Origin of the sequence: Sphingomonas rustica (assembly GCF_039652585.1) — a bacterium.
Taxonomy (GTDB): domain Bacteria; phylum Pseudomonadota; class Alphaproteobacteria; order Sphingomonadales; family Sphingomonadaceae; genus Sphingomonas; species Sphingomonas rustica.
In genome coordinates, this window is record NZ_JBDIZK010000004.1 from 57,629 (window position 1) to 79,525 (window position 21,897).

20 protein-coding genes are annotated in these 21,897 nt (G+C 67.6%); 10 read left to right on the top strand and 10 right to left on the bottom strand.

Going from position 1 to position 21,897, the window contains the following annotated elements; all coding sequences use genetic code 11:
* Window positions 1-27 precede the first annotated feature (27 nt).
* Window positions 28-579 (top strand): peptide-methionine (S)-S-oxide reductase MsrA, encoded by a 552-nt coding sequence (msrA, locus tag TPR58_RS07985; protein WP_346246110.1) that lies wholly within the window; start codon window positions 28-30, stop codon window positions 577-579.
* A 12-nt stretch (window positions 580-591) separates the two neighbouring features.
* On the opposite strand, the gene TPR58_RS07990 is transcribed toward msrA, so the two are convergent.
* Window positions 592-1,536 carry an L-threonylcarbamoyladenylate synthase gene (locus tag TPR58_RS07990; RefSeq protein WP_346246111.1) on the bottom strand — a complete coding sequence of 315 codons (945 nt, stop codon included), beginning with the start codon at window positions 1,534-1,536 and terminating at the stop codon, window positions 592-594.
* 48 nt (window positions 1,537-1,584) lie between these two features.
* Here TPR58_RS07990 and TPR58_RS07995 point away from each other — a divergent pair, with 48 nt between their 5' ends.
* Window positions 1,585-3,294, top strand: coding sequence for an acyl-CoA dehydrogenase family protein (locus tag TPR58_RS07995; RefSeq protein ID WP_346246112.1), 1,710 nt, complete (start codon window positions 1,585-1,587; stop codon window positions 3,292-3,294).
* A gap of 24 nt (window positions 3,295-3,318) precedes the next feature.
* Here the strand turns inward: TPR58_RS07995 and lepB are convergent, their stop codons facing one another.
* Genes lepB through TPR58_RS08010 form a run of 3 tightly spaced genes read right to left on the bottom strand, consistent with a single transcriptional unit; the run spans window position 3,319 to window position 5,171 of the window.
* A complete protein-coding gene (gene lepB / locus TPR58_RS08000) occupies window positions 3,319-4,191 on the bottom strand; it encodes a signal peptidase I (protein WP_346246113.1) in 873 nt (290 codons plus the stop codon).
* 4 nt (window positions 4,192-4,195) lie between these two features.
* A complete protein-coding gene (locus TPR58_RS08005; RefSeq protein WP_346246114.1) occupies window positions 4,196-4,552 on the bottom strand; it encodes a GntR family transcriptional regulator in 357 nt (118 codons plus the stop codon).
* 31 nt (window positions 4,553-4,583) lie between these two features.
* On the bottom strand, window positions 4,584-5,171 hold the full coding sequence (locus TPR58_RS08010) for a nitroreductase family protein (RefSeq protein WP_346246115.1): 588 nt from the start codon (window positions 5,169-5,171) through the stop codon (window positions 4,584-4,586).
* A 152-nt stretch (window positions 5,172-5,323) separates the two neighbouring features.
* On the opposite strand from TPR58_RS08010, the gene TPR58_RS08015 reads away from it, so the two are divergent.
* Window positions 5,324-6,925 (top strand): peptide MFS transporter, encoded by a 1,602-nt coding sequence (locus TPR58_RS08015; RefSeq protein ID WP_346246377.1) that lies wholly within the window; start codon window positions 5,324-5,326, stop codon window positions 6,923-6,925.
* Between the two features lie 518 nt (window positions 6,926-7,443).
* Here TPR58_RS08015 and TPR58_RS08020 read toward each other — a convergent pair.
* From TPR58_RS08020 to acs, 3 genes are all read right to left on the bottom strand, one after another.
* The gene (locus TPR58_RS08020; protein WP_346246116.1) at window positions 7,444-9,483 is read right to left on the bottom strand and encodes a M13 family metallopeptidase; all 2,040 of its coding nucleotides are present in this window, start codon (window positions 9,481-9,483) and stop codon (window positions 7,444-7,446) included.
* A gap of 259 nt (window positions 9,484-9,742) precedes the next feature.
* Entirely contained in the window at window positions 9,743-10,279 is a 537-nt protein-coding gene (locus TPR58_RS08025; protein ID WP_346246117.1) for an O-acetyl-ADP-ribose deacetylase, read from the bottom strand.
* Complete coding sequence (gene acs / locus TPR58_RS08030; RefSeq protein ID WP_346246118.1) at window positions 10,276-12,213, bottom strand: acetate--CoA ligase; 1,938 nt, start codon at window positions 12,211-12,213, stop codon at window positions 10,276-10,278. The genes TPR58_RS08025 and acs overlap by 4 nt, the downstream gene beginning before the upstream one ends.
* A 179-nt stretch (window positions 12,214-12,392) precedes the next feature.
* Here acs and TPR58_RS08035 point away from each other — a divergent pair, with 179 nt between their 5' ends.
* The 4 genes from TPR58_RS08035 to TPR58_RS08050 are packed head-to-tail and all read left to right on the top strand — an operon-like array spanning window position 12,393 to window position 17,139.
* A complete protein-coding gene (locus TPR58_RS08035) occupies window positions 12,393-13,823 on the top strand; it encodes an efflux transporter outer membrane subunit (protein WP_346246378.1) in 1,431 nt (476 codons plus the stop codon).
* On the top strand, window positions 13,816-15,222 hold the full coding sequence (locus TPR58_RS08040) for an efflux RND transporter periplasmic adaptor subunit (RefSeq protein WP_346246119.1): 1,407 nt from the start codon (window positions 13,816-13,818) through the stop codon (window positions 15,220-15,222). Before TPR58_RS08035 ends, TPR58_RS08040 begins: the two co-directional genes overlap by 8 nt.
* The gene (locus TPR58_RS08045) at window positions 15,215-15,931 is read left to right on the top strand and encodes an ABC transporter ATP-binding protein (RefSeq protein WP_346246120.1); all 717 of its coding nucleotides are present in this window, start codon (window positions 15,215-15,217) and stop codon (window positions 15,929-15,931) included. The genes TPR58_RS08040 and TPR58_RS08045 overlap by 8 nt, the downstream gene beginning before the upstream one ends.
* A complete protein-coding gene (locus TPR58_RS08050) occupies window positions 15,931-17,139 on the top strand; it encodes an ABC transporter permease (RefSeq protein WP_346246121.1) in 1,209 nt (402 codons plus the stop codon). Before TPR58_RS08045 ends, TPR58_RS08050 begins: the two co-directional genes overlap by 1 nt.
* Window positions 17,140-17,142: 3 nt before the next feature.
* Here the strand turns inward: TPR58_RS08050 and TPR58_RS08055 are convergent, their stop codons facing one another.
* Together TPR58_RS08055 and TPR58_RS08060 are read right to left on the bottom strand one after the other, a co-directional pair.
* Window positions 17,143-17,805: a nucleotidyltransferase family protein gene (locus TPR58_RS08055; RefSeq protein WP_346246122.1), complete on the bottom strand. Its 663-nt coding sequence runs from the start codon at window positions 17,803-17,805 to the stop codon at window positions 17,143-17,145.
* Window positions 17,798-18,700: an XdhC family protein gene (locus TPR58_RS08060; protein WP_346246123.1), complete on the bottom strand. Its 903-nt coding sequence runs from the start codon at window positions 18,698-18,700 to the stop codon at window positions 17,798-17,800. The genes TPR58_RS08055 and TPR58_RS08060 overlap by 8 nt, the downstream gene beginning before the upstream one ends.
* Before the next feature lie 124 nt (window positions 18,701-18,824).
* On the opposite strand from TPR58_RS08060, the gene TPR58_RS08065 reads away from it, so the two are divergent.
* Both TPR58_RS08065 and TPR58_RS08070 read left to right on the top strand, forming a co-directional pair.
* Window positions 18,825-19,838 (top strand): glycerophosphodiester phosphodiesterase, encoded by a 1,014-nt coding sequence (locus TPR58_RS08065; RefSeq protein WP_346246124.1) that lies wholly within the window; start codon window positions 18,825-18,827, stop codon window positions 19,836-19,838.
* Between the two features lie 9 nt (window positions 19,839-19,847).
* Window positions 19,848-20,144: a hypothetical protein gene (locus tag TPR58_RS08070; protein ID WP_346246125.1), complete on the top strand. Its 297-nt coding sequence runs from the start codon at window positions 19,848-19,850 to the stop codon at window positions 20,142-20,144.
* Here TPR58_RS08070 and TPR58_RS08075 read toward each other — a convergent pair.
* Window positions 20,135-20,860, bottom strand: a complete 726-nt coding sequence (locus tag TPR58_RS08075) for an esterase/lipase family protein (RefSeq protein WP_346246126.1) — start codon at window positions 20,858-20,860, stop codon at window positions 20,135-20,137. The two genes, TPR58_RS08070 and TPR58_RS08075, sit on opposite strands and share 10 nt — an antisense overlap.
* A gap of 137 nt (window positions 20,861-20,997) precedes the next feature.
* Here TPR58_RS08075 and phhA point away from each other — a divergent pair, with 137 nt between their 5' ends.
* Window positions 20,998-21,864 carry a phenylalanine 4-monooxygenase gene (gene phhA / locus TPR58_RS08080; RefSeq protein ID WP_346246127.1) on the top strand — a complete coding sequence of 289 codons (867 nt, stop codon included), beginning with the start codon at window positions 20,998-21,000 and terminating at the stop codon, window positions 21,862-21,864.
* The last annotated feature ends 33 nt before the right edge of the window (window positions 21,865-21,897 follow it).

Below are 21,897 nucleotides of genomic sequence, written 5' to 3' on the forward strand. Positions count from 1 at the left end.
CTAGGCGGCATTGGCAAGGAGTAGCGCATGGCAATCGAGACCGCGACGCTGGCAGGCGGATGTTTCTGGTGCACCGAGGCGGTGTTCGAAGACGTGATCGGCGTCCAGTCGGTCGAGAGCGGCTATATCGGCGGCGGCAAGGAAAACCCGAGCTACAAGGAAGTGTGTTCGGGCAGCACCGGCCATGCCGAGGCGATCCGCGTCACCTTCGACACCGATCAGCTGAACTATGGCGAGCTGCTCGACATGTTCCTGGCGACGCATGACCCGACCCAGCTCAACCGCCAGGGCAATGATGTCGGCACCCAGTATCGCTCGGCGATCTTCCCGCATTCGGCCGAGCAGGAAGCCGAGGCGAAGGCGGCGATCGCGCGCGCCCAGCCCGACTGGCCCGCACCGATCGTCACGACGATCGAGCCGCTCGGCACCTGGTGGCCGGCCGAGGATTATCACCAGCAATATTGGGAAGGCGAAGGCCAGAGCAATCCCTACTGCCTGGCGGTCATCCCGCCCAAGCTGCAGAAGCTGCGCAAGAGCTTCGCCGCACGCAGCAAGCGCGCCGCCGAGGCGCAGGCCTGAACCGGGCCCGCCTCAGCGCGGGCTGGCGGCGCGGCGCAGACGGTCGTTGATCGCGATGCCGATCCCCTGCCGGGGGATCGGCGCCACCGCGATCGACGGCGCGCCGCTGGCATCGGCGCGGTGCAGCGCGTCGAACAGCCTCGCTGCCGCCTCGATCAGGTCGCCGGTCGCCGACAGCGTGTCGTCACCGGCGATCTCGCCAAAGCCGATCAGCCATTCGCCCCCGCGCGCCTGGACGGCATCCAGCCGCACCGGACTGGCCGGAGCGTAATGGCTTTCTAACTGTCCCGGCGCGATGATCTCGCCCGGCCGCTTCGCCTCCGGCAGGTGGACCGGCCGGTCTTCGTCCGGAAACAGCGTCTCCGCAGTCAGCGGACCCGGCCGCAGGATCTCGTGCTCGCGCACGATCGTCGATTCCAGTCCCGCGGGCGTCGGCCCGTCGTCGATCACCAGCGGGATCCTGCCCGACAGGCTTTTCGCCACATGTTCTGCCCGGGTCGGGCTGATCGACCCGCTGGCATTGGCCGACGGTGCGGCGAGCGGCCGTCCCGCGGCCACGAGCAGCGCCTGCATCGCCCGGTGGCGCGGCACGCGGATGGCCACCGTATCGAGCCCTGCTGTAACCAGCGCCGACAGGCCGGCATCGGCGCGCACCGGCAGGACCAGCGTCAGCGGCCCGGGCCAGAAGCGCAGCGCGAGGTCTCGTGAAATCTCGGAAAATTCCGCAAGCCGCTCGGCCGCGGCAATATCGGTCACATGGACGATCAGCGGGTTGAACGACGGGCGCCCCTTCGCCTGGTAGATTCCCGCGACCGCGCGCGACTCGGTCGCATCGGCGGCCAGGCCATAGACCGTCTCGGTCGGAACCGCGACGCATCCGCCCTCGGCGATCAGCCGCGCGGCTTCCTCGATCGCAGCCGTGCCGTAAGGTAAAATTCGAGGGTTTGTCGCGCTCACCGATCCGGGGCTATAGGGCCGGCGACACGCCGACAAGAGAGAGGACGCATGACCTTTACGCCCGCCATCGCCGAGCAGCGCTTCGTCCTCGAGCATATCGCCCGCATCGCCGAACTTTCCGACGAGGCGACGCCCGATCTGGTCGAAGCCGTGCTGGAGGGCGCCGGCCAGTTCGCGCAGGGCGAATGGGCGCCGCTCGAGCGGATCGGCGACACCGTCGGCGCGAAATGGACCGAGCAGGGCGTGGTGATGCCCGAGGGTTTCGCCGCCGCCTACAAGGCGTATGTCGAGGGCGGCTGGGGCACGATCGGATCGCCGGTCGCATTTGGCGGGCAGGGCCTGCCGGTAAGCCTGGCGACCGCGGTGATCGAGACTCTGGGCACCGCCAATATCGGCTTCGCGCTGGCACCGATGCTGACGGTCGGGGCGATCGAGTCGCTGGTGCATCATGGCAGCGAGGCGCAGCAACAGGCCTATCTGCCCCGGCTCGCGACCGGCGAGTGGACCGGCACGATGAACCTGACCGAGCCGCAGGCCGGATCCGACGTCGGCGCGCTGCGCAGCACCGCGACGCCGCGCGGCGACAGCACCTGGTCGATCAAGGGCACCAAGATCTTCATCTCGTTCGGCGACCACGACATGGCCGACAACATCGTCCACCTCGTGCTGGCGCGCACGCCGGGCGCACCGGCGGGGACCAAGGGCATCTCGCTGTTTCTCGTGCCCAAATACCGGCTGAATGCCGACGGAACCCCGGGCGAGGCCAATGACGTCCGCACCGTCTCGATCGAGCACAAGCTGGGCATCCATGCCTCGCCCACCTGCGTCCTGTCGTTCGGCGACCATGACGACTGCGTCGGCGAACTGATCGGCAAGGAGATGGGTGGGATCGTCGCGATGTTCACGATGATGAACAACGCCCGCCTCAATGTCGGCCTTCAGGGCGTCGAGGTCGCCGAGCGTGCCACCCAGCGCGCCGTCGCCTATGCCCGCGAGCGCGTCCAGTCGGCGCGCGCCGGCGCACCCAGCCGCAATCCGGTCGCGATCATCGAGCATCCCGATGTGCGCCGCATGCTGATTCGGATGAAGGCGCAGACCCAGGCCGCCCGCGCGCTGCTCTATTACGCCTTCGGCCAGCTCGACCGCGCCAACGCCGGCGATGCCGCCGCCAAGGCGCGCGTCGAGCTGCTGACCCCGCTGGCCAAGGCGCACGCGACCGATATCGGCAGCGAGGTCGCCAGCCTGGGCATCCAGGTCCATGGCGGCATGGGCTATATCGAGGAAACCGGCGCCGCGCAGCATTACCGCGACGCACGCATCTTCGCGATCTACGAGGGCACCAACGGCATCCAGGCCGCCGACCTGGTGGGGCGCAAGCTCAGCATGGACAATGGCGCGACGCTGCTCGCGCTGATCGCCGACATGCGCGGCGCCGCAGAGGACGCGAACCTCATCCGGCTGATCGATGCGTGCGAGGAAGTCGCGCAGCATCTGCTCACCGCCTCGACCGACGACCGCCTGGCAGCGAGCTACCCGTTCCTGACCATGCTCTCGACCGCGGTGTGTGGCTGGCTGATGGAGGAATCGGGCCGCATCGCCGCGCGGTCCGATGGCGACCCCGCCTTCCTGGCGATGAAGCAGGCCGCCGCCCGCTTCCATGTCGAGCAGATCGTGCCCGAGGCGCTGGGTCTCAAGGCGGCGGCGCTGGCCAGCGCCGAAGCCCTCTACGCGGTCGCGGCAGAAGCCTTCGCCGCATAGCGCGCCTGCGCTCGGACAGTCACCTCAGTCGTGCGCCGGCCGCAGGCTCAGTCCGGAGCGGCCGCTGCGCAGCGTCGAGACCCAGCTGATCGGGTTCAGCACCGATCCGCCGCCGTCATAGCTGTGGGTGATGAACTCGGCGCGGCCGCCAAGGCTCTCGACCGGCACCGGCCCGCCCAGCCCGCCGCGCGACAGCGGAAAGCGGCTGTCGGCCGACTCGTCGCGATTGTCGCCCATCAGGAACACATGGCCCGCGGGCACCGTCACCGGCGCATACATGTCGGCGACGCTGAAAAAGCCGCCGGGCAGGTCGCCGTCGCCCAGGTCGATCGTATCGTAGCTCGCCCCGCCGGGCAGCGTCTCGCGATAGGTCGGCACGCGGCACACCGCGGTGCCGTCCGCCCGCGCCGTGCGGAACGGTTCCAGCCGCCCCTCGCAGGGCAGGTTGGCGTCGACCGGCAGGTCAAGCATGCGCTTCGGCCCGCGCGGCACCGGCTTGCCGTTCAGGTAGAGGATGCTGTGGCGCACCTCGACCGTATCGCCGGGCAGACCGATCACCCGCTTGATCAGGTCCGCGCCGTCGCTCAGCCGGGCGACGGTGACGATGTCGCCGCGCTCCGGCATGCCGCCGAACAGCCGGCCCGGGATCGGCGTGGCGCCGTGGATCGAGGGCGAGGCATAGGACCAGCCATAGGGATATTTGCTCACCACCAGCCGGTCGCCGGTGCGCAGCGTCGGCATCATCGAGCTGGACGGAATGTAGAAGGGCTTCGCGGCGACGGTCTGGAAGGTGAACACCCCGACCACCAGCAGCACGACGAAGCGGATCGTCGAGGTCCAGGACTCGCCCTGAACCTTGTCCGGGGCTGGCGCTGCGGGCTGCACCGGGTCGCTCACCGCGTCAGGCCAGTTCGCGGTCCAGCAGTTCCTCGACGCTCAGCCCCAGCAGCGCGATGTGATCGCGCACGCGCGGCCAATAGCCGGTCAGGAACCGCTCGCGCTCGGCAACGCGCAACCGCTCGACCGCACCGGGAAGGATGAACATGCCCACGCCGCGGCGCACCTCGACATAATCCTCGTCCTGGAACGTCTGATAGGCCTTTGCCACGGTCAACGGGTTCGCGCCATGCTCGGCGGCAAGCGCGCGAACCGACGGCAGCTGATCCCCGGCGCGGTATTCGCCGCGCAGAATCGCCGCGGCGATCGTCGCGCGGAGCTTCAGATATACCGGGCTGTCGTCATGATCGAGCGCTGTCATGCCTCGATAATACACCGATTCGGATCGAGGTCTAGCCCCGCGGCGACCACACCCGTCCGATTTCGGACAGCGCCGGTCGCGGCCGTTCCTCGAGCGGTCGCGACGGCGTGCCGATGAACATGAATCCCGCGATCTTCTGAGGCGCCTCGCCGAACAGGTCGCGCACCGCATCCGAATAGGCGGCCCAGCCGGTCAGCCAGCCGCCCGCAAAGCCCATCGCATGGACGGCGTGGAGCAGGTTCATGCACGCAGCACCGGCCGACAATTCCTGTTCCCATAGCGGCACCTTGTGCCCGACCACCGGCGTGGACAGCACCACGACCAGCGCGGGGGCCTGGGTCGCGAACTGGCGCGCCGCCTCGACGTCGCGGGGACCGCAGCCTTCCTTCTCCGCCATCAGGATCTCGCCCAGCCGGTCGGCAAGCGCCTCGCGCGCTTCGGGTGGCACGATCACGAAGCGCCAGGGAAACAGCTTGCCATGGTCGGGCGTCCGCGCGGCGATCGCCACCATCTCGTGCAGCTGGTCCAGCGTCGGCCCCGGCCCGGCCAGGTCGCGCGGCTTGCCCGAACGGCGCGTGCGCAGCAGGTCGAGCGGGGTGGTGCGGTCGTTGAAGCTCATGCCCCCCAGCTAGGTCGCCCGGCGCCATTCCACAATGCGCTTGGCATGACGGATTCCCGCGTTAGGGTCCGTCGCCATTCACGGATCCGTCATCGAACGGGCCGACATGCATTTGAGAGGAAGGTCCTTTGAGGACAGAAGACATCATCGCGATGCTGGCGGGCATCGTCCTGCTGGCATTCCTTGGCGGTGGGGCCGCCATCGCTGCCAGCAGCAAGCCCGAGTTCGCCGGGCATCCCAAGGGCCTGTACGTCCTGTTCTTTGCCGAGATGTGGGAACGCTTCTCCTATTACGGCATGCGCGCCCTGCTCATCTTCTACCTGACCAAGCACTGGCTGTTCGGTGATGGACAGTCCAACCTGATCTACGGTGCCTATACGAGCCTGGTGTACATCACCCCCGTGCTCGGCGGCTATCTCGCCGACCGCTATCTGGGCCAGCGCAAGGCCGTGCTGTTCGGCGCGGTCCTGCTGACGCTGGGCCATGTGCTGATGGCGGTGGAGGGCGGCGGCGGCCAGTCCGACCCCGCAATCAACGTCTTCTGGATGGCGCTGTCGCTGATCATCGTCGGATCGGGCTTTTTGAAGGCCAATATCTCGGTGATCGTGGGTCAGCTCTACCCGCTCACCGACGTGCGCCGCGACGGCGCCTATACGATCTTCTACATGGGCATCAACGTCGGCGCCGCGATCGGCACGATCCTGGCCGGCTGGCTCGGTGAAACCTATGGCTGGGCCTATGGGTTCGGCGCAGCGGGCGTCGGCATGCTGCTCGGGCTCGTTGTATTCATCCTGGGCAAACCGCTGCTGCTGGGCAAGGGCGAGGCGCCCGATCCGGCCCGCCTCGCGCGCCCGGTGCTGGGCATCAAGTTCGAATATCTGCTCTACGCACTCGGCTTCGCTTCCGCGTTCGTGATCTGGGCTCTGATCCAGTATCAGGACGTGATCCAGTGGCTGCTGATCGTGGCAGGCGTGGCGATGCTGCTCTATGTGCTGTTCGTCGCCTTCCGCCTCGAGCCGCATGCGCGCGACCGTCTGCTCGTCGTTCTGTTCCTGATCGCGCTGAACCCGGTTTTCTGGGGCCTGTTCGAGCAGGCGGGCGGCAGCCTCAACCTCTACACCGATCGCTTCGTCGACCGCGCCGGGGTACCCGCATCGCTGTTCCAGTCGATCAACCCGATCTACATCGTCCTGCTCGGTCCGATCTTCGCCGGCCTGTGGGTCTGGCTGGGCAAACGCGGGCTGGAACCCTCCGCACCCGCCAAATTCGGCCTCGCGCTGGCGCAGGTCGGCCTGTCGTTCCTGGTCTTCGTCTGGGGGGCGCAAATGGTCGGACCCGAGGTCATGACCCCGGTCATCTTCGTGTTCCTCATCTACTTCCTGCAGACCACCGGCGAACTCTGCCTGTCTCCCGTCGGCCTGTCGGCAATGAACCGGCTGGCGCCTAAGCACCTCGCCAGCCTGATCATGGGCGCGTGGTTCTACATGACCGCAGTCGGCAATTTCGTCGCCGGCAAGATCGGCGAAGCGACCGGTGGCGGCCATGACGGCGAAATGACCAAGGAAGGCACGCTGCAGGTCTACTCGACCATCGGATGGTGGACGATCGGTATCGCCGTCGGCGTCCTGGTCCTTGCGCCCCTGGTCAAGCGGCTGATGCACCTCGACACGTTGAAGGACGAGGAACTCGCCGGTCAGGCCGAACTGGCCGAGCCGCAGGCCGCGGGCCTGAAGCCCGGCGCCGAGACGCGCTGAACGACCGAAAGAGCTGGGCGGCGGGACTCTCCTGCCGCCGGACATGAACGGCGGCCCTGCCACATGGCAGGGCCGCCTTTTCTTTGGCGGCTTCATGGTTAGAAATCGCGCTGAGACACGGAGACGCTGAGAAGTCCCGCCCGGTCTCCACGTCCCCGCGCGAACCAATCTGCGCACCCACGCACAGCTCTCGCGGATTTGTCACCCCGGCCGAAGTGCCGGGTTCCACCCTTCCTCCATCCCGGACGATAGGCGGGCGCCCACGCCGCCTGGAAGCGCGTCCGACACGACGTCGCGAGGCACCCTCGGCTCCGGGATGTGCTGCCCGGTAGATCCCGGCACTTCGGCCGGGATGACGGGTTCATGGGGCAGCGTTGCGGGCCCAACGCGCCGGCCACAAAAGCACCGCCCGTGTCTCCGCCCGCCGCGAGGCCCGATCGTCTCCTGCTCCCACAAATGAAAAACCCCGGCGCGGATCGCTCCGCGCCGGGGCTTTCGAACGCACGCCGTAGAGCGCGTTACCAGATGCGGACGCGCTGTTCCGGCGGCAGGTACAGCTTGTCGCCCGGCTTCACGTTGAACGCGGCGTACCAGGCGTCGACATTGCGGACGATGCCGTTGACCCGGTACTTGGCCGGGCTGTGCGGATCGCTCAGCAGCTGCTGGCGCTGGGCGCCCTCGCGCGCCTTGGACTGCCACGCCTGGGCATAGGACAGGAAGAAGCGCTGGTCGCCGGTCAGGCCGTTGATGACCTTCGCCTTGCCATGCTTCGCCTGATAGCGCTGATAGGCGCCATAGGCCGCTTCGACGCCGCCCAGGTCGCCGATATTCTCGCCCATCGTCAGCGCGCCCTGGATCTTCGTGCCCGGGATCGGCTCATAGCCGTCGAACTGCGCACCCAGTGCCGCGGTCTGCTTCTTGAAAGCCGCCTGCGACGCCTCGGTCCACCAGTTCTCGAACTTGCCGGTCGGCCCGAACTGGCTGCCCTGGTCGTCGAAGCCATGACCCATTTCATGACCGATGATCGCGCCGATCGCGCCATAGTTCACTGCCGGATCCGCGCTGGGATCGAAATAGGGCGGCTGCAGGATCGCGGCGGGGAAAGTGATCTGGTTGGCCAGCGGGTTGTAATAGGCGTTCACTTCCTGCGGGTTCATTTCCCACAGGCTGCGATCGACCGGCTTGGGGAAACGCGTCAGCTGCAGCTGATGCTGGAACTCGGCCGCGCGCATCATGTTGCCGAGCAGGTCGCCCCGATCCACCTTCATCGAGCCATAGTCGATATAGCTGGTCGGATGGCCGATCCGCGGCTCGAACGCGGCAAGCTTCTTCAGCGCCGCCTGGCGCGTCGGCTCGTCCATCCACGACGCCTTGCTGATCCGCTCCTGATAGGAACCGCGCAGATTCTCGATCAGCTCGGTCATCTGCGTCTGGGCCGCCGGCGGGAAGTGCCGCGCGACATAGATCTCGCCGACCGCCTCGCCCATCGATCCGTTGATCAGCTGCACGCCGCGCTTCCAGCGCTCGCGCTGGGTCTTGGTGCCCGACAGCGTCTGCGAATAGAAGCCGAAGCGCGCCTGGTCGAACGCCTTAGGCAGATAGGCGGCATTGTCGCTGATGAAGTGGAAGGCGAGATAGTCCTTCCAGGTCTGCACCGGCGTCGCGGTGAAGATCTTGCCCGACGCGGTCAGCGCGGTGTTGTTCGCCATCAGCACGGTGCGCGACCCGTCGAGTCCCGCGGTCTTCAGCATCAGCGGCCAGTCGAAATCGGGCGCCTTTGCGGTCAGCCCGGCGACCGTCTGCGGATCGTTCAGCTTGGCGATGTCGCGGCTCTGCGCCGGGGTCCAGTGAACCTTGGCGAGCGAGGTTTCGAGCGCGAAGATCGCATCGGCCTTGGCCGGGGCGTCGGCGATGCCGCCCAGCTCCAGCATCTGCTGGATATAGGCGCGATAGGCCTTGCGGATGCCGTCATACTTCTCGCCCTCGAGAAGATAATAGTCGCTGGCCATGCCCAGCCCGCCCTGGCCGGCGATCGCGGTATAGCGCGTCGGATCGGCGAGATCGGGGATCACGCCCAGGCCGACCGGCGAGGCATAGCCGGTGCTGGCGAACAGCGTCTGCAGCGCCGTCTTGTCATTGGCGGCGTCGATGCGCGCCAGATAGGGCTTCAGCGGTGCGGTGCCGCGCGCCTCGATCCCGGCCTCGTCCATCCAGCTGGCATAGAAATCGCCCAGCTGCTTGCCCTTGGGGCCGAACTGCGCCGGGTTCTTGGCCATGTCGTCCAGGATCTTGCGGACGTTGACCTCGGCCTCCTCGACCAGGACCCAGCCATAGCCGGTCGATGCGCGGTCGTCGGGAATCGCCGTCCGCTTGTCCCAGCCGCCATTCACATAGGTCCAGAAATCGTCGCCCGGCTTCACGCTCTTGTCGAGCGTGGTCAGGTCGACGCCGAACGCGCCGTAGCGCGGGTCGCCGGCAACGACATTCGTCAACGCAGGCGCCGCCACCGCCAGCAGCGCGGCGCCGACTGACAGCCGCACCAAGGTCTTGATCTTCATAAGAGAAATGCCCCCGATCTAGTGTATTATGCGAGCATATCGGGTTGGGTTGCGCCGAGCAACGGGATTCGCTGGGAGAGGAGGTGAATTTACCATCGCTCTCCTCCCCGGGAGCCTGCGGCTCCGGGGGAGGGGGACCGCGCCCGAAGGGCGTGGTGGAGGGGGCTGCAACAGACGTGGTGGACCCCCTCCACCATTCGCTGCGCGAATGGTTCCCCTCCCCCGGATGCGCAGCATCCGGGGGAGGAAAGGAGCGGCGTCAAACGGCGCCGAACCGATCCTGCGCCAACGCCTCGACATAGGCCCGGGTCACCTCGTCGCCGAAGGTCGAGAAGATCACCGACAGCTCCGGATCCACTGCCACCGCAGCACGCGCCTCATCCACGGCGATCCGCGTCGCCGCCGCAACCGGATAGCGATAGACGCCGCAACTGATCGCCGGGAAGGCCAGCGTCTCGAAGCCCTGTTCGCGCGCGATCCGGAAGCAGCTGCGATAACAGCTGGCCAGCAATTCGGGCTCTCCCTTGCCGCCGCCTTGCCATACCGGGCCAACCGTATGGATGATGTGCCGCGCCGGCAGCCGATATCCGCCCGTCAGCTTCGCATCGCCCGTCTTGCACCCGCCAAGGCTGCGCAGCTTGCGGCACTCCTCGAGCAGGCCCGGACCGGCGGCGCGATGAATCGCGCCGTCCACCCCGCCGCCGCCCAGCAACGACGAGTTCGCCGCGTTGACGATCGCGTCCACGTCCAGCCGGGTGATGTCGCCCGGCACCAGCTGGATGCGCACCTCGCTCACCCCACCCGGTTCTTCACCAGATCATCGACCACCGACGGATCGGCCAGCGTCGATGTGTCGCCCAGGCTGCCGACATCGTTCTCCGCGATCTTGCGCAGGATGCGGCGCATGATCTTGCCCGATCGGGTCTTGGGCAGGCCCGGCGCGAACTGCAGCGCGTCGGGCGTGGCGATCGGGCCGATCTCCTTGCGCACCCAGTTGCGCAATTCCTGCCGCAGATCCTCGTCGGCGACGCAGTTCGCGTTCAGCGTGACATAGGCATAGATGCCCTGCCCCTTGATGTCGTGCGGCATGCCGACCACCGCCGCCTCGGCCACCTTGGGGTGGAGCACCAGCGCGCTTTCGACCTCGGCGGTGCCCATCCGGTGGCCCGACACGTTGATCACGTCATCGACCCTGCCGGTGATCCAGTAATAGCCGTCCTCGTCGCGGCGGCAGCCGTCGCCGGTGAAATATTTGCCCGGATAGGTGGTGAAATACGTCTGGAAGAACCGCTCGTGATCGCCCCAGACGGTGCGCATCTGTCCCGGCCAGCTGCGTGCGATGCACAGATTGCCTTCGGTCGGGCCGGTCAGCACCTTGCCGTCGGCATCGACGATCTGGGGATCGACGCCGGGAAGCGGGCGCGTCGCGCTGCCCGGCTTGAGCTGGGTCGCTCCGGGAAGCGGCGAGATCAGCATGCCGCCGGTCTCGGTCTGCCACCAAGTATCGACGATCGGGCAGCGCCCCTCGCCGACCACATCATGATACCAGCGCCACGCCTCGGGGTTGATCGGCTCGCCAACCGATCCCAGCAGCCGGAGCGACGCGCGCGACGTGGCGGAGACGTAGGAATCGCCCTCGCGCATCAGCGAGCGCAGCGCGGTCGGCGCGGTGTAGAGGATCTCGACCTTGTGCCGGTCGACGACCTGCCAGATGCGGCTGGCGTCGGGCCAATTGGGCACACCCTCGAACATCAGGGTCGTCGCGCCATTCGCCAGCGGACCATAGACGATATAGCTGTGCCCGGTGACCCAACCGATATCGGCGGCGCACCAATAGATCTCGGCCGGGCGGTAATCGAACACCAGCTCATGGGTATAGCTGGCCCAGAGCAGATAGCCGGCGCTGCTGTGCAGCACGCCCTTGGGCTTGCCGGTCGACCCCGAGGTATAGAGGATGAACAGCGGATCCTCGGCCGCCATCGGCTCGGCCGGGCAGTCGCCGGCGACGGTTTCGGCAGCCTCGTGATACCAGAGGTCGCGCCCGGCCTTCATCTCGACCGCGCCGCCGGTCGCCTGGACGACGATCACCGTCTCCAGGCTCGGCGCATGGGCGGCGGCCATATCGACATTGGCCTTCAGCGGGACCTTCTTGCCCCCGCGACGCCCCTCGTCGGCGGTGATGACGACGCTGCTGTCGCAATCGACGATCCGTCCGGCCAGCGCCTCGGGCGAGAAACCGCCGAACACCACCGAATGCACCGCGCCGATCCGCGCACAGGCAAGCACCGCGAATGCCGCCTCGGGGATCATCGGCATGTAGATGGTGACGCGGTCGCCCTTGGCCACGCCCTGCGCCTTCAGAACATTGGCGAAGCGACACACCTCGGCATGGAGCTGGCGATAGGTGTAGCGGCGCGGTTCCTCCGACGGCTCGTCGGGTTCCCAGAGGATCGCGATCTGATCGCCCCGCGACGCAAGGTGGCGGTCGACGCAGTTGGCGGCCACGTTCAGCTTGCCGTCGGCGAACCAGCTGATGTGGAAATCGGCCTCGTCGAACGACCAGTCGCCCGCCAGTTCGGGACGCTTGACCCAGTCGAGCCGCCGCGCCTGTTCCAGCCAGAAGCTGCCGGGATCCGCCAGCGAGCGGCCATGGAGCTGCTCATATCCTTCCTCGGTCACGCGCGCGCGTCGCGCCCATGCCTCGGGGACGGGATAGACGCTCTCACTCATGCTCTTGCCTCCAGATCGGACCGGTCGGGAATTGCGGCCCTTCTGGTCAAGCGGAGCGACTGGCGCAAGCCACGGTTTCCGTTACGGTGCCGCTCCGATCCCCAATTGTCCCGGAGCTGCGACAAATTGCGACATAGTTTCTCTGGCGCCGCCATGGGCGGGCAGCCATCTTGGCGACCATGATCAACCGTCCGATCGCCTTGCTCCTGATGAGCGCGCTGCCCCTGGCCGCGTGCAGCGTCGGCCCGGACTATCGGCCGAAGGCGGCAGCCGAGCTGGGCGTTCCCGATCGCTACTCGGTCCCCAATCCTGCCGCCGGCGCGCGCGAGGATCTCGGCCGCTGGTGGGACCGGTTCGATGATCCGCTGCTGACGCGCTATGTCGAGCAGGGCCGAACCGCCAATCTCGACGTCGCGCTCGCCACCACGCGCCTGCGCCAGGCCCGCGAGTCGCTGGTCCAGTCGCGCGCGCAATTGCTGCCCCAGCTGAGCGGGTCGGCGGGCTATTCTCGCAACCTCACCATCGCGGGACAGAATTTCAACGTCGGTGGCCAGAACGACAATTTCTCCGCCGGTGCCGACGCCAGCTATCAGGTCGACCTGTTCGGCGGGATCCGGCGCGGCGTCCAGGCGTCGCAGGCCGATCTCGAGGCGACCGGCTACAGCCTCGCCAATGTCCTGATCTCGGTCCAGGCCGAGATTGCCCGCAACTATGTCCTCGCGCGGCTGGCCCAGCTTCAGCTCGCCAATGCCCGCGCCAGCCTGGCGATCCAGGACGACAATCTCGAAATCGCCGGCTTCCGGGTCCAGGCCGGGCTGGTCTCGTCGCTCGACGCCGAACAGGCGCGGGCGTCGCGGGCGCAGACCGCCGCGACGATCCCGACGATCGAGGCGAGCTATAACGGCTTCGTATCGCGCCTCGGCGTGCTGCTCGGCCAGGCGCCGGGCGCGCTCAAGGCGGAGATGGAGGCGGTCAAGCCGATCCCCAAGGGGCCGGAAAGCGTCGCCACCGGCATCCCGGCGGAGACGCTGCGCCAGCGCCCGGATGTCCGCGCCGCCGAACGCGGTCTTGCCGCGGCAACCGCGCGCATCGGCGTCGCCCAGGCGCAGCTCTATCCGGCGCTGTCGATCGGCGGCAGCCTCAGCTCGGGCGGCGGCGTACTGCAGAACGTGTTCGACGCGATCAGCGGCCGGCTGTTCGCCGGCCTGACCCAGGTGATCTTCGACGGCGGCCGGCTGCGCAGCCAGGTCCGTGCCAATGAGGCCGCGGCGGAGGGTGCGTTCGTCACCTATCGCCAGACGATCCTGACCAGTCTCGAGGATGTCGAGAATGCGATCGTGTCGCTCGATGCGGCAAAGCAGCGAGCCCGGCAATTCGCCATCGCGCTCGAGGCGGCGAACAACAGCGCGCTGCTCGCGCGGCTGCAATATCGCAGCGGCCTGACCGACTTCACCACGCTCAACACCACCGAGGCGCAGCTCCTGTCCGCCCGCAACGGGCTGGCACAGGCGCAGGCCGACCAGTCGACCGCGCTGATCCAGCTCTATCTGGCGCTGGGCGGCGGCTGGGACGCGACCTCCATCCCCGAACTGGGCAACGATAATGGCTGATCAGACTCTCGACGACTTCCTGGGCCAGCCCAAGACCGCTGCGTGGCGCCGCTATGTGAAATGGATCGTCGGCGCCGTCGTCATCGTCCTGCTCATCCTGCTCGCGACCCGTCTGTTCGGCGGGAGCGACAAGGTTCAATATGCCACGCAGGAGGTTCAGCGCGGCAACCTGGCGGTGACCGTCTCCGCTACCGGCAAGCTTGCCCCGACCAACCAGGTCGATGTCGGCTCCGAACTCTCGGGCCTGGTCACCACCGTCTATGTCGAGGTCAATGACCGCGTCACCAAGGGCCAGGCACTCGCGCTGATCGATACCGCCCGGCTGGACGACGCCATCGCCCAGAGCCGCGCGGCCTTGGGCGCGGCGCAGGCAACAGTCCAGCAGAACGAGGCGACCGTCGAACAGTCGCGCGCCAACCTGACGCGATTCCGCGAGGTCAGCCGCCTGTCGGGCGGCCGCGTGCCCGCCAAGGTCGAGATGGACCAGGCAGAGGCGGATCTTGCCCGCGCCATCGCCAATCTGCGCGCGGCGCAGGCGAATGTCGTGTCGCAGCGCGCCCAGCTGTCGTCCAACCAGACGCAGCGCGACCGCGCCGTCATCCGGTCGCCCGTGAACGGCGTCGTCCTCGCGCGCCAGATTGATGCCGGCCAGACGGTTGCCGCCTCGTTCAACACGCCCACCCTGTTCGTGATCGCCGAGGATCTGACGAACATGGAGCTCCAGGTCGCGATCGACGAGGCCGATGTGGGCGCGGTCAAGGACGGGCAGCCGGCGACCTTCACCGTCGATGCATTTCCCGGCCAGACCTTCCCGGCCCGCATCACCCGTGTCGATCTGGGCTCGAACCTGTCGGCGCAGACCACGAGCAGCACCAGCACGTCGACGACCCAGTCGCAGGTCGTGTCCTATGCCGCGATCCTCAGCGTCTCGAACCCGGATCAGCAACTGCGTCCGGGCATGACCGCGACCGCGGAGATCACCACCAAGGCGCGCGACAACGTCCTGCTGGTCCCCAATGCGGCGCTGCGTTTCACGCCCGCCGCGACCGATGCGTCTGCCGGCAAGGCGAATGACAAGGGTATCGCCGGCGCGCTGGTCCCGACGCGGCCGCGCCGCGGCGGCGGCGGCGCGGAAAAGAGCGCGACCCGGGGCCGCGGCGCGCAGCAGCAGGTCTATGTGCTGGGCGCCGACGGAACGCCCCAGGCGGTCGCCGTCACCACCGGCGAGACCGACGGCAGCGTGACCGAGGTCACCGGCGGCGATCTGAAGCCGGGCATGAAGGTGATCACCGGCCAGATGGCCAGCGGCGAGGCCGGCAAGAGCAGCCAGGGCGGCGGCCAGCGTCGTCAGGGCAGCGGCGGCGGCCAGCGGCAGGGCGGAGCACCCAGCGGTGGCTGATCCCGATGTGCCGCTGATCCGGCTGCGCGGCGTCACCAAGACCTATGGCGAGGGCGCGACCGCGTTCCAGGCGTTGAAGGGAGTCGATGTCGACATCCAGGCCGGCGACTTCGTCGCGGTGATGGGCCCGTCGGGATCGGGCAAGTCGACCACGATGAACATCCTCGGCTGTCTCGACGTGCCCTCGGGCGGCGAATTCCTGTTCAAGGGCATTCATGTCGAGAGCCTGGGCCGCGACCAGCGCGCGCTGTTGCGGCGCAAATATCTCGGCTTCGTGTTCCAGGGCTTCAACCTGCTCGCCCGCACCAGCGCGCTGGAGAATGTCGAGCTTCCGCTGCTGTATCGCGGCGACGCGAAGCAGGCCCGGCGCGACGCGGCCATGGCTGCGCTCGACAAGGTCGGGCTCAAGAAATGGTGGGACCATACCCCCGCCGAGCTGTCCGGCGGGCAACAGCAGCGCGTCGCGATCGCCCGCGCGATCGTCACCCATCCCGATGTGCTGCTGGCCGACGAACCGACCGGCAATCTCGATTCGGAACGGTCGGTGGAGATCATGGAATTGCTCACCGACCTGAACCGGAACAGCAACATCACCGTTCTGATGGTCACGCACGAGCCTGAAATGGCTGCGTTCGCCCGCACCATCATCCACTTCAAGGACGGACTGGTCGAACGGATCGAACAGGGCCTGGCCGGAGCGCACGCCTGATGTTCGGCACCACCTTCGTCCTCGCCGTCCGGTCGATCTCCCGGCACAAGCTGCGCTCGTTCCTGACGACGCTGGGCATCATCATCGGCGTCGCCGCGGTGGTCACCATGGTGACGCTGGGCAAGGCGACCACCGCCGCGGTCCAGCAGTCGATCTCTGCGCTGGGCACCAACATCCTCCAGATCCGCCCGGGCCAGGGCTTCGGCCGGGGCGGCGGCGGGCCGCGTCCCCCCGATTTCGAACAGAGCGACGTCGATGCGATCGCCGAGCAGATCGAGGGCGTCACCGCGGTCGCGCCGCAGGCGCAGACGACGGCAACGGTCATCTACGAAGGCGCCAACTGGTCGACCACGATCAACGGCACCACCAACGCCTTTTTCGAGGTCCAGCCCTGGACCCTGGTCGAGGGTCGCTACTGGACGCTGGCCGAGGAACAGGCCGGCAAGGGCGTGTGCATCATCGGCAACACGATCCGCACCAACCTGTTTCGCGGCGGCCGGGCAGAGGGGCACCGGCTGCGCGTCAACGGCATCTCGTGCGACGTGATCGGCGTGCTGTCGACCCGGGGCCAGGCGGGCTTCGGCGGCGACCAGGACGACGTGATCATCATGCCGATCAAGCAGGTGCAGCGCCGCTTCACCGGCAATCAGGACATCCGCCTGATGCTGGTCGGGACCGATCCCGCCTATGACAGCGACCAGGTCCAGAACTCGATCAGCGACCTGCTGCGCGAGCGGCGGCGGATCACCGGCGGCAAGCAGGACGACTTCAACATCTTCGACACCGCGCAGATCAGCGCGACGCTGACCAGCACCACGACCCTGCTGACCCAGATCGTCACCGCGGTGGCGGCGATCAGCCTGATCGTCGGCGGCATCGGGATCATGAACATCATGCTGGTGTCGGTGACCGAGCGAACGCGCGAGATCGGGATCCGCCTGGCGATCGGCGCGGTCGCCAGCGAGGTGCTGATGCAGTTCCTGGTCGAAGCGGTGGTGCTGTCGATGCTGGGCGGGGTGATCGGCCTGCTGGTGGGACAGCTTGCCATCGCCGGCCTCTCCTATGCCGGCGGCCTGCCCTTCATCTTCGATCCGCAGATCAACCTCGTCGCGTTCCTCATCTCGGCGGCGATCGGCGTCGTGTTCGGCTATTTCCCTGCGCGGCGCGCCGCCGGGCTCAACCCGATCGACGCGCTGCGCCACGAATAGGGGTCAGTCGCCCGACGGGCTGGCGCCTGTGGCGCCCGCCGCCCCGGCGGGATCGATCGGAAAGCGCGGCGTGACATGGTCGGTCTTCAGCCCGAACGTCTCGCGCAGGTCGCGCAGGTCGTCCTGCGTGTCGATGTCGATCAGTTCGGCGGGACTGGTCACGACATGCTTGCCCCCGCGGATCAGGTCGCGCGCGCCCTGGTCACCGTCCAGCGCCAGCAGTTCCTCGAACCTGCCCTTGCCGAACAGCGCCGGCGGCATCGGCTGCACGCCGTCGCTGGAGGCGACGACCGAGTCGTCGCCAACAAATGCGTCGAACAGGCGATAGACATGGCCCGCCGTGACCCGCGGCATGTCGGCAAGCGCGATCAGCACCGCCTGCGCGCCGCGTTCCTTCGCCCGCTTGACGCCGTGGCACACCGATCGTGCCTGGCCCAGCGTGGGGTCCGGATTTTCGACGACCTCATAGCCGAGTTCGGCGAAGTCGAGCACCGTGTCGGACACGATCGCGATGCGCGTCATGAACGGGATCGCCTCCAATGCGGTGACGACATGATAGGCCAGCGGCTTGTCGAGAAACGGCTCGGCCAGCTTGTCGACCTCGCCGAAGCGATGCGAATGGCCGGCCGCCAGCAGCACGAGCGCGACCTGTTCGGGATCAATCATGAAAACGCCTCACCATGGATGCCGCGATCGACAGGGCGATCTCGGAAGAGCCGATCGCGCCGATCGACAGGCCGGCAGGCCCCTCGATCCGGGCGAGATCGTCATAGGAAATTTCCTGCGCCGCCAGCCGCTCCAGCCGGGCGGCATGGCTGCGCCGCGACCCCAGCGCGGCGATATAGCCGGTCGGGTGTGCCAGCCCGGCGACCAGCGCCGGATCGTCGATCTTGATGTCGTGACTGAGCGTCACCAGCGCGGTCGCGCGGTCGGGTTTCAGGGCGGTCACGGCGTCGTCGGGCCAGCGGTCGTCGAGTGTCACCCCGGGGAAACGCTCGGGCGTCAAAAATCTCCCTCGCGGATCGATCACGACGGTCGAAATGCCCAGTTCGCGCGCCAGTCCGGCCAGCGACTGGGCGATCTGGACCGCACCGACGATCAGCAGCCGGCGCGGCGGGTCGTAGCGGTTGACGAACCCGCCCCCGGCACCGCTGAGCCCCGTCGCCAGGTCGGTCGCCACCTCGAACGGCTCTCCGCGGCTCCGCGCAGCGGCGATCGCGTCGAACAGTTCGGGCGGGAACCCCTGCGGGCCGACCGGCTGGACCAGCACCTCGATCGTGCCGCCACAGGGCAGGCCGACTTCCCAGGCGGAGGCATCGGCGACGCCGTAGGATTTCACGACCGCGGGCGCGCCCGCGACGACCTCGGCGGCGGTTGCCAGGATGTCGTTCTCGACACAGCCGCCCGAGACCGATCCCTCGAACCGGCCGTCCTCGTGCACCAGCATGTGGCTGCCGCGCGGCCGGGGTGCCGATCCCCAGGTCGAGACCACCGTCGCCAGCGCCATGCGAGCGCCCCGCCACGCGGAGGCAGCTGCCAGCACGCCGTCATTCTCCGCCACGCCTCGCTCCTGTCATATCGCGCTTCTATCGGGTTGCTACAGGGAGGTGCCCCGGATGGCGAGACGATTGCTGTTCCCGATCCTATTGTTGATGGCTAGTTGTACGACCGTACAGGATGTGACCATGACTCAAGCTGCCCCTCCCGCCGGAGCGCCGAGCGTCCTGCTGATCGCGCATCGCGGCGCCAGCGGCGAGCGGCCCGAACATACGCTGCTGTCCTATCAGCTGGCGATCGACCAGGGCGCGGACGTGATCGAGCCCGATCTGGTGCCGACGAAGGACGGGCATCTGGTCGCGCGGCACGAGAACAACATCGCCGAGACGACCGACGTCGTCGCACATCCCGAATTCGCCGATCGCAGGACGACGAAGACGATCGACGGCGCGACGATGACCGGCTGGTTCACCGAGGACTTCACCCTGGCGGAACTGAAGACGCTGCGCGCGAAGGAGCGGCTGCCGCAGCTGCGCCCGGGCAATACCGCCTATGACGGCCAGGCGACCATCCCCACGCTGGACGAAGTGATCGCGCTGGCGAAGGCGGCGAGCGAGAAGACCGGGCGGACTATCGGAATCTATCCCGAGACCAAGCACCCCAGCTATTTCGCCTCGATCGGCCTCCCGCTGGAGAAGCGGCTGGTCGACGCGCTGCAGGCCGCCGGCTGGGACAGTGCCGAGGCGCCGGTGTTCATCCAGTCGTTCGAGGTCGAGAATCTCAAGGCGATGCATGCGATGACCCGCATCCGCCTGATCCAGCTGGTCGCGGGAAGCGGCGCACCCGCGGACCATGCCGCGCCCAGCTATGCCGCGATGATGACGCCCGAGGGGCTGAAGGCGATCGCCGCCTATGCCTATGGCATCGGCCCCGAACGCACGATGATCCTGCCCGCGTCGGGCACGCCGACATCGCTGGTCGCCGACGCCCATGCCGCAGGGCTGCGCGTCCACCCCTGGACCTTCCGCGCCGAGAATTTCTTCCTGCTGCCCGCCTGGCGCCGCGGCACCGATCCGGCCGCGCATGGCGATCTCGCTGCCGAAATCCGGACATTCATCGACCTTGGTGTCGACGGATTCTTCACCGATTTCCCGGCGATCGGCTATGAAGCCCGGGAGACGGCCCGGCCGGCCGCGCGGTGAGGAAGTGAGATGCGCCTGATCCTGTTGCCCCTGCTCGCCGTCACGACACTGACGACCGGCGGCTGCGTCGCCAAGACCGCGTTCGATGTCGTGACGCTGCCGGTGAAGGCTGGATCGAAGGCGGTCGACCTGGCGACGACCAGCCAGAGCGAGGCCGATCGCAATTACGGCAAGAAGATGCGCAAGGCCGAGGAGCGCGAAGGTCGCGAGCGGCGCGACTATGAGAAGAAGTGCCGCCGCGACCCCGATTGCGGTCCCTATACCGGGTTCGTCGCCCATCCGGAGGGCGGCAACCGCTATCGCTGATCGGGCGCCTGCCCCGCCAGCACATCTGCGATGGCGAGCAACGTCTCCGGCTTGAGCTGGACGCCCATATGGCTGGAATGGATCTCGATCGCGCGGCAGCTGTCGTCGCGGCAGATCAGCCCGTTCACCAGCCCGTCGCTGCGGCTCCACAGCGCGGTGCTCGGCACCGGCAGCGGCAGCGCCGCCTCGGCGAGCCTCGCCTTCACTGATTCATCGCCGATCTTCTCGCCGGTCAGCAGCTCGAACGCCTTCCACACATTGGTCGCGGTCGGGGAGCCGGCATAGGGCGCGCTGATGGTAATGATCTCGCGCACCAGGTCGGGACGGCGGTGCGCGACGATTCGCGCCATGATCCCGCCCAGCGACACGCCGATCATCGTCACCGTCTCGCCGGTCTCGTCGCGGATCGCCTCGACCCGCTCGATCAGCCGCTCCGCCTCCGCGCCCACCGCTCGGACGCCGAAATTCCTGCCCAGTTCCCAGCCGAAAACGCGGTAGCCCAGCTTCCCGAGAAAGCCGTGCATCACGAAGTTCGAGCGGTCCGAGTTGAACAGCCCGGGCAGCAGCATGATCGGCCGGTCGTCGCCGCGCGGCGCCGCCTTCAGCTGCTGCTGCGACAGCATCAGCTCGGCGACATTCCATGCGGCGCGCGCCGGCTCGGCCATCGCTGCCAGCGGGTGCGGTGCCCGGATCCGTTCGCTGCTTTCCATACCCATCGCATCACTCCGAAGGCGGACCGCGTCCATGCGCGATCCTGAGCCGACCTGATTCAGCGCGCGGCCGGTCCATTGGTTGCACGTGTCCGGTCACGCAGCCGTTTCGCCCCGCAACGCCCGCATGCTATGCCGAAGTCATGGCACAAGAAACGCACGTACTGGATCGTCCGCCCGAGGGGGCATCCGCCGACTGGACGATTCCGCAGAACTGGGACGCCTACACGCCCGAGGAGCATGCGACCTGGGACACGCTGTTCGCCCGCCAGGCGAAGCTGCTCCCCGGGCGCGCGTCGAACGCGTATCTCAAGGGCCTCGAGGCGCTGCGCCTGTCCGAGTCGGGCATTCCGAATTTCGAGGAATTGTCAGAACGGCTGATGAAGCTGACCGGGTGGCAGGTGATCGCGGTGCCGGGGCTGGTCCCCGACGACGTGTTCTTCGACCATATGGCCAATCGCCGCTTCGTCGCCGGCAACTTCATCCGCCGGCCCGACCAGCTCGACTATATCCAGGAGCCTGACGTCTTCCATGACGTGTTCGGCCATGTGCCGATGCTGGCCGACCCGGTGTTCGCCGACTATCTCGAGGCCTATGGCCGCGGCGGCAACCGCGCGCTGGAGCTTGGCGCGCTCAAGCATCTCGGCCGCCTCTACTGGTACACGGTCGAGTTCGGCCTGATCGCCGAGCCCGAGGGGCTGCGCATCTACGGATCGGGCATCGTGTCGAGCAGCGCGGAGAGCATCTTCGCGCTCGACGACCCCAGCCCCAACCGCATCGGCTTCGATCTGAAGCGGGTGATGCGCACCGATTACCGGATCGACGATTTCCAGCAGAATTACTTCGTCATCCCCAGCTTCGAGGCGCTGCTGCGCGCGACGGTCGAGACCGATTTCGCCCCGCTCTACGGAGAGATCATGGCACAGCCGGACATCCCGATCGCCGAGATCCTGCCGACCGACACGGTCATTACCCGCGGCACCCAGGCCTATGCGAGGTCGAAGGGCTGAGAAACCGTTTGAGAATACGCCTGTCGGGCATTG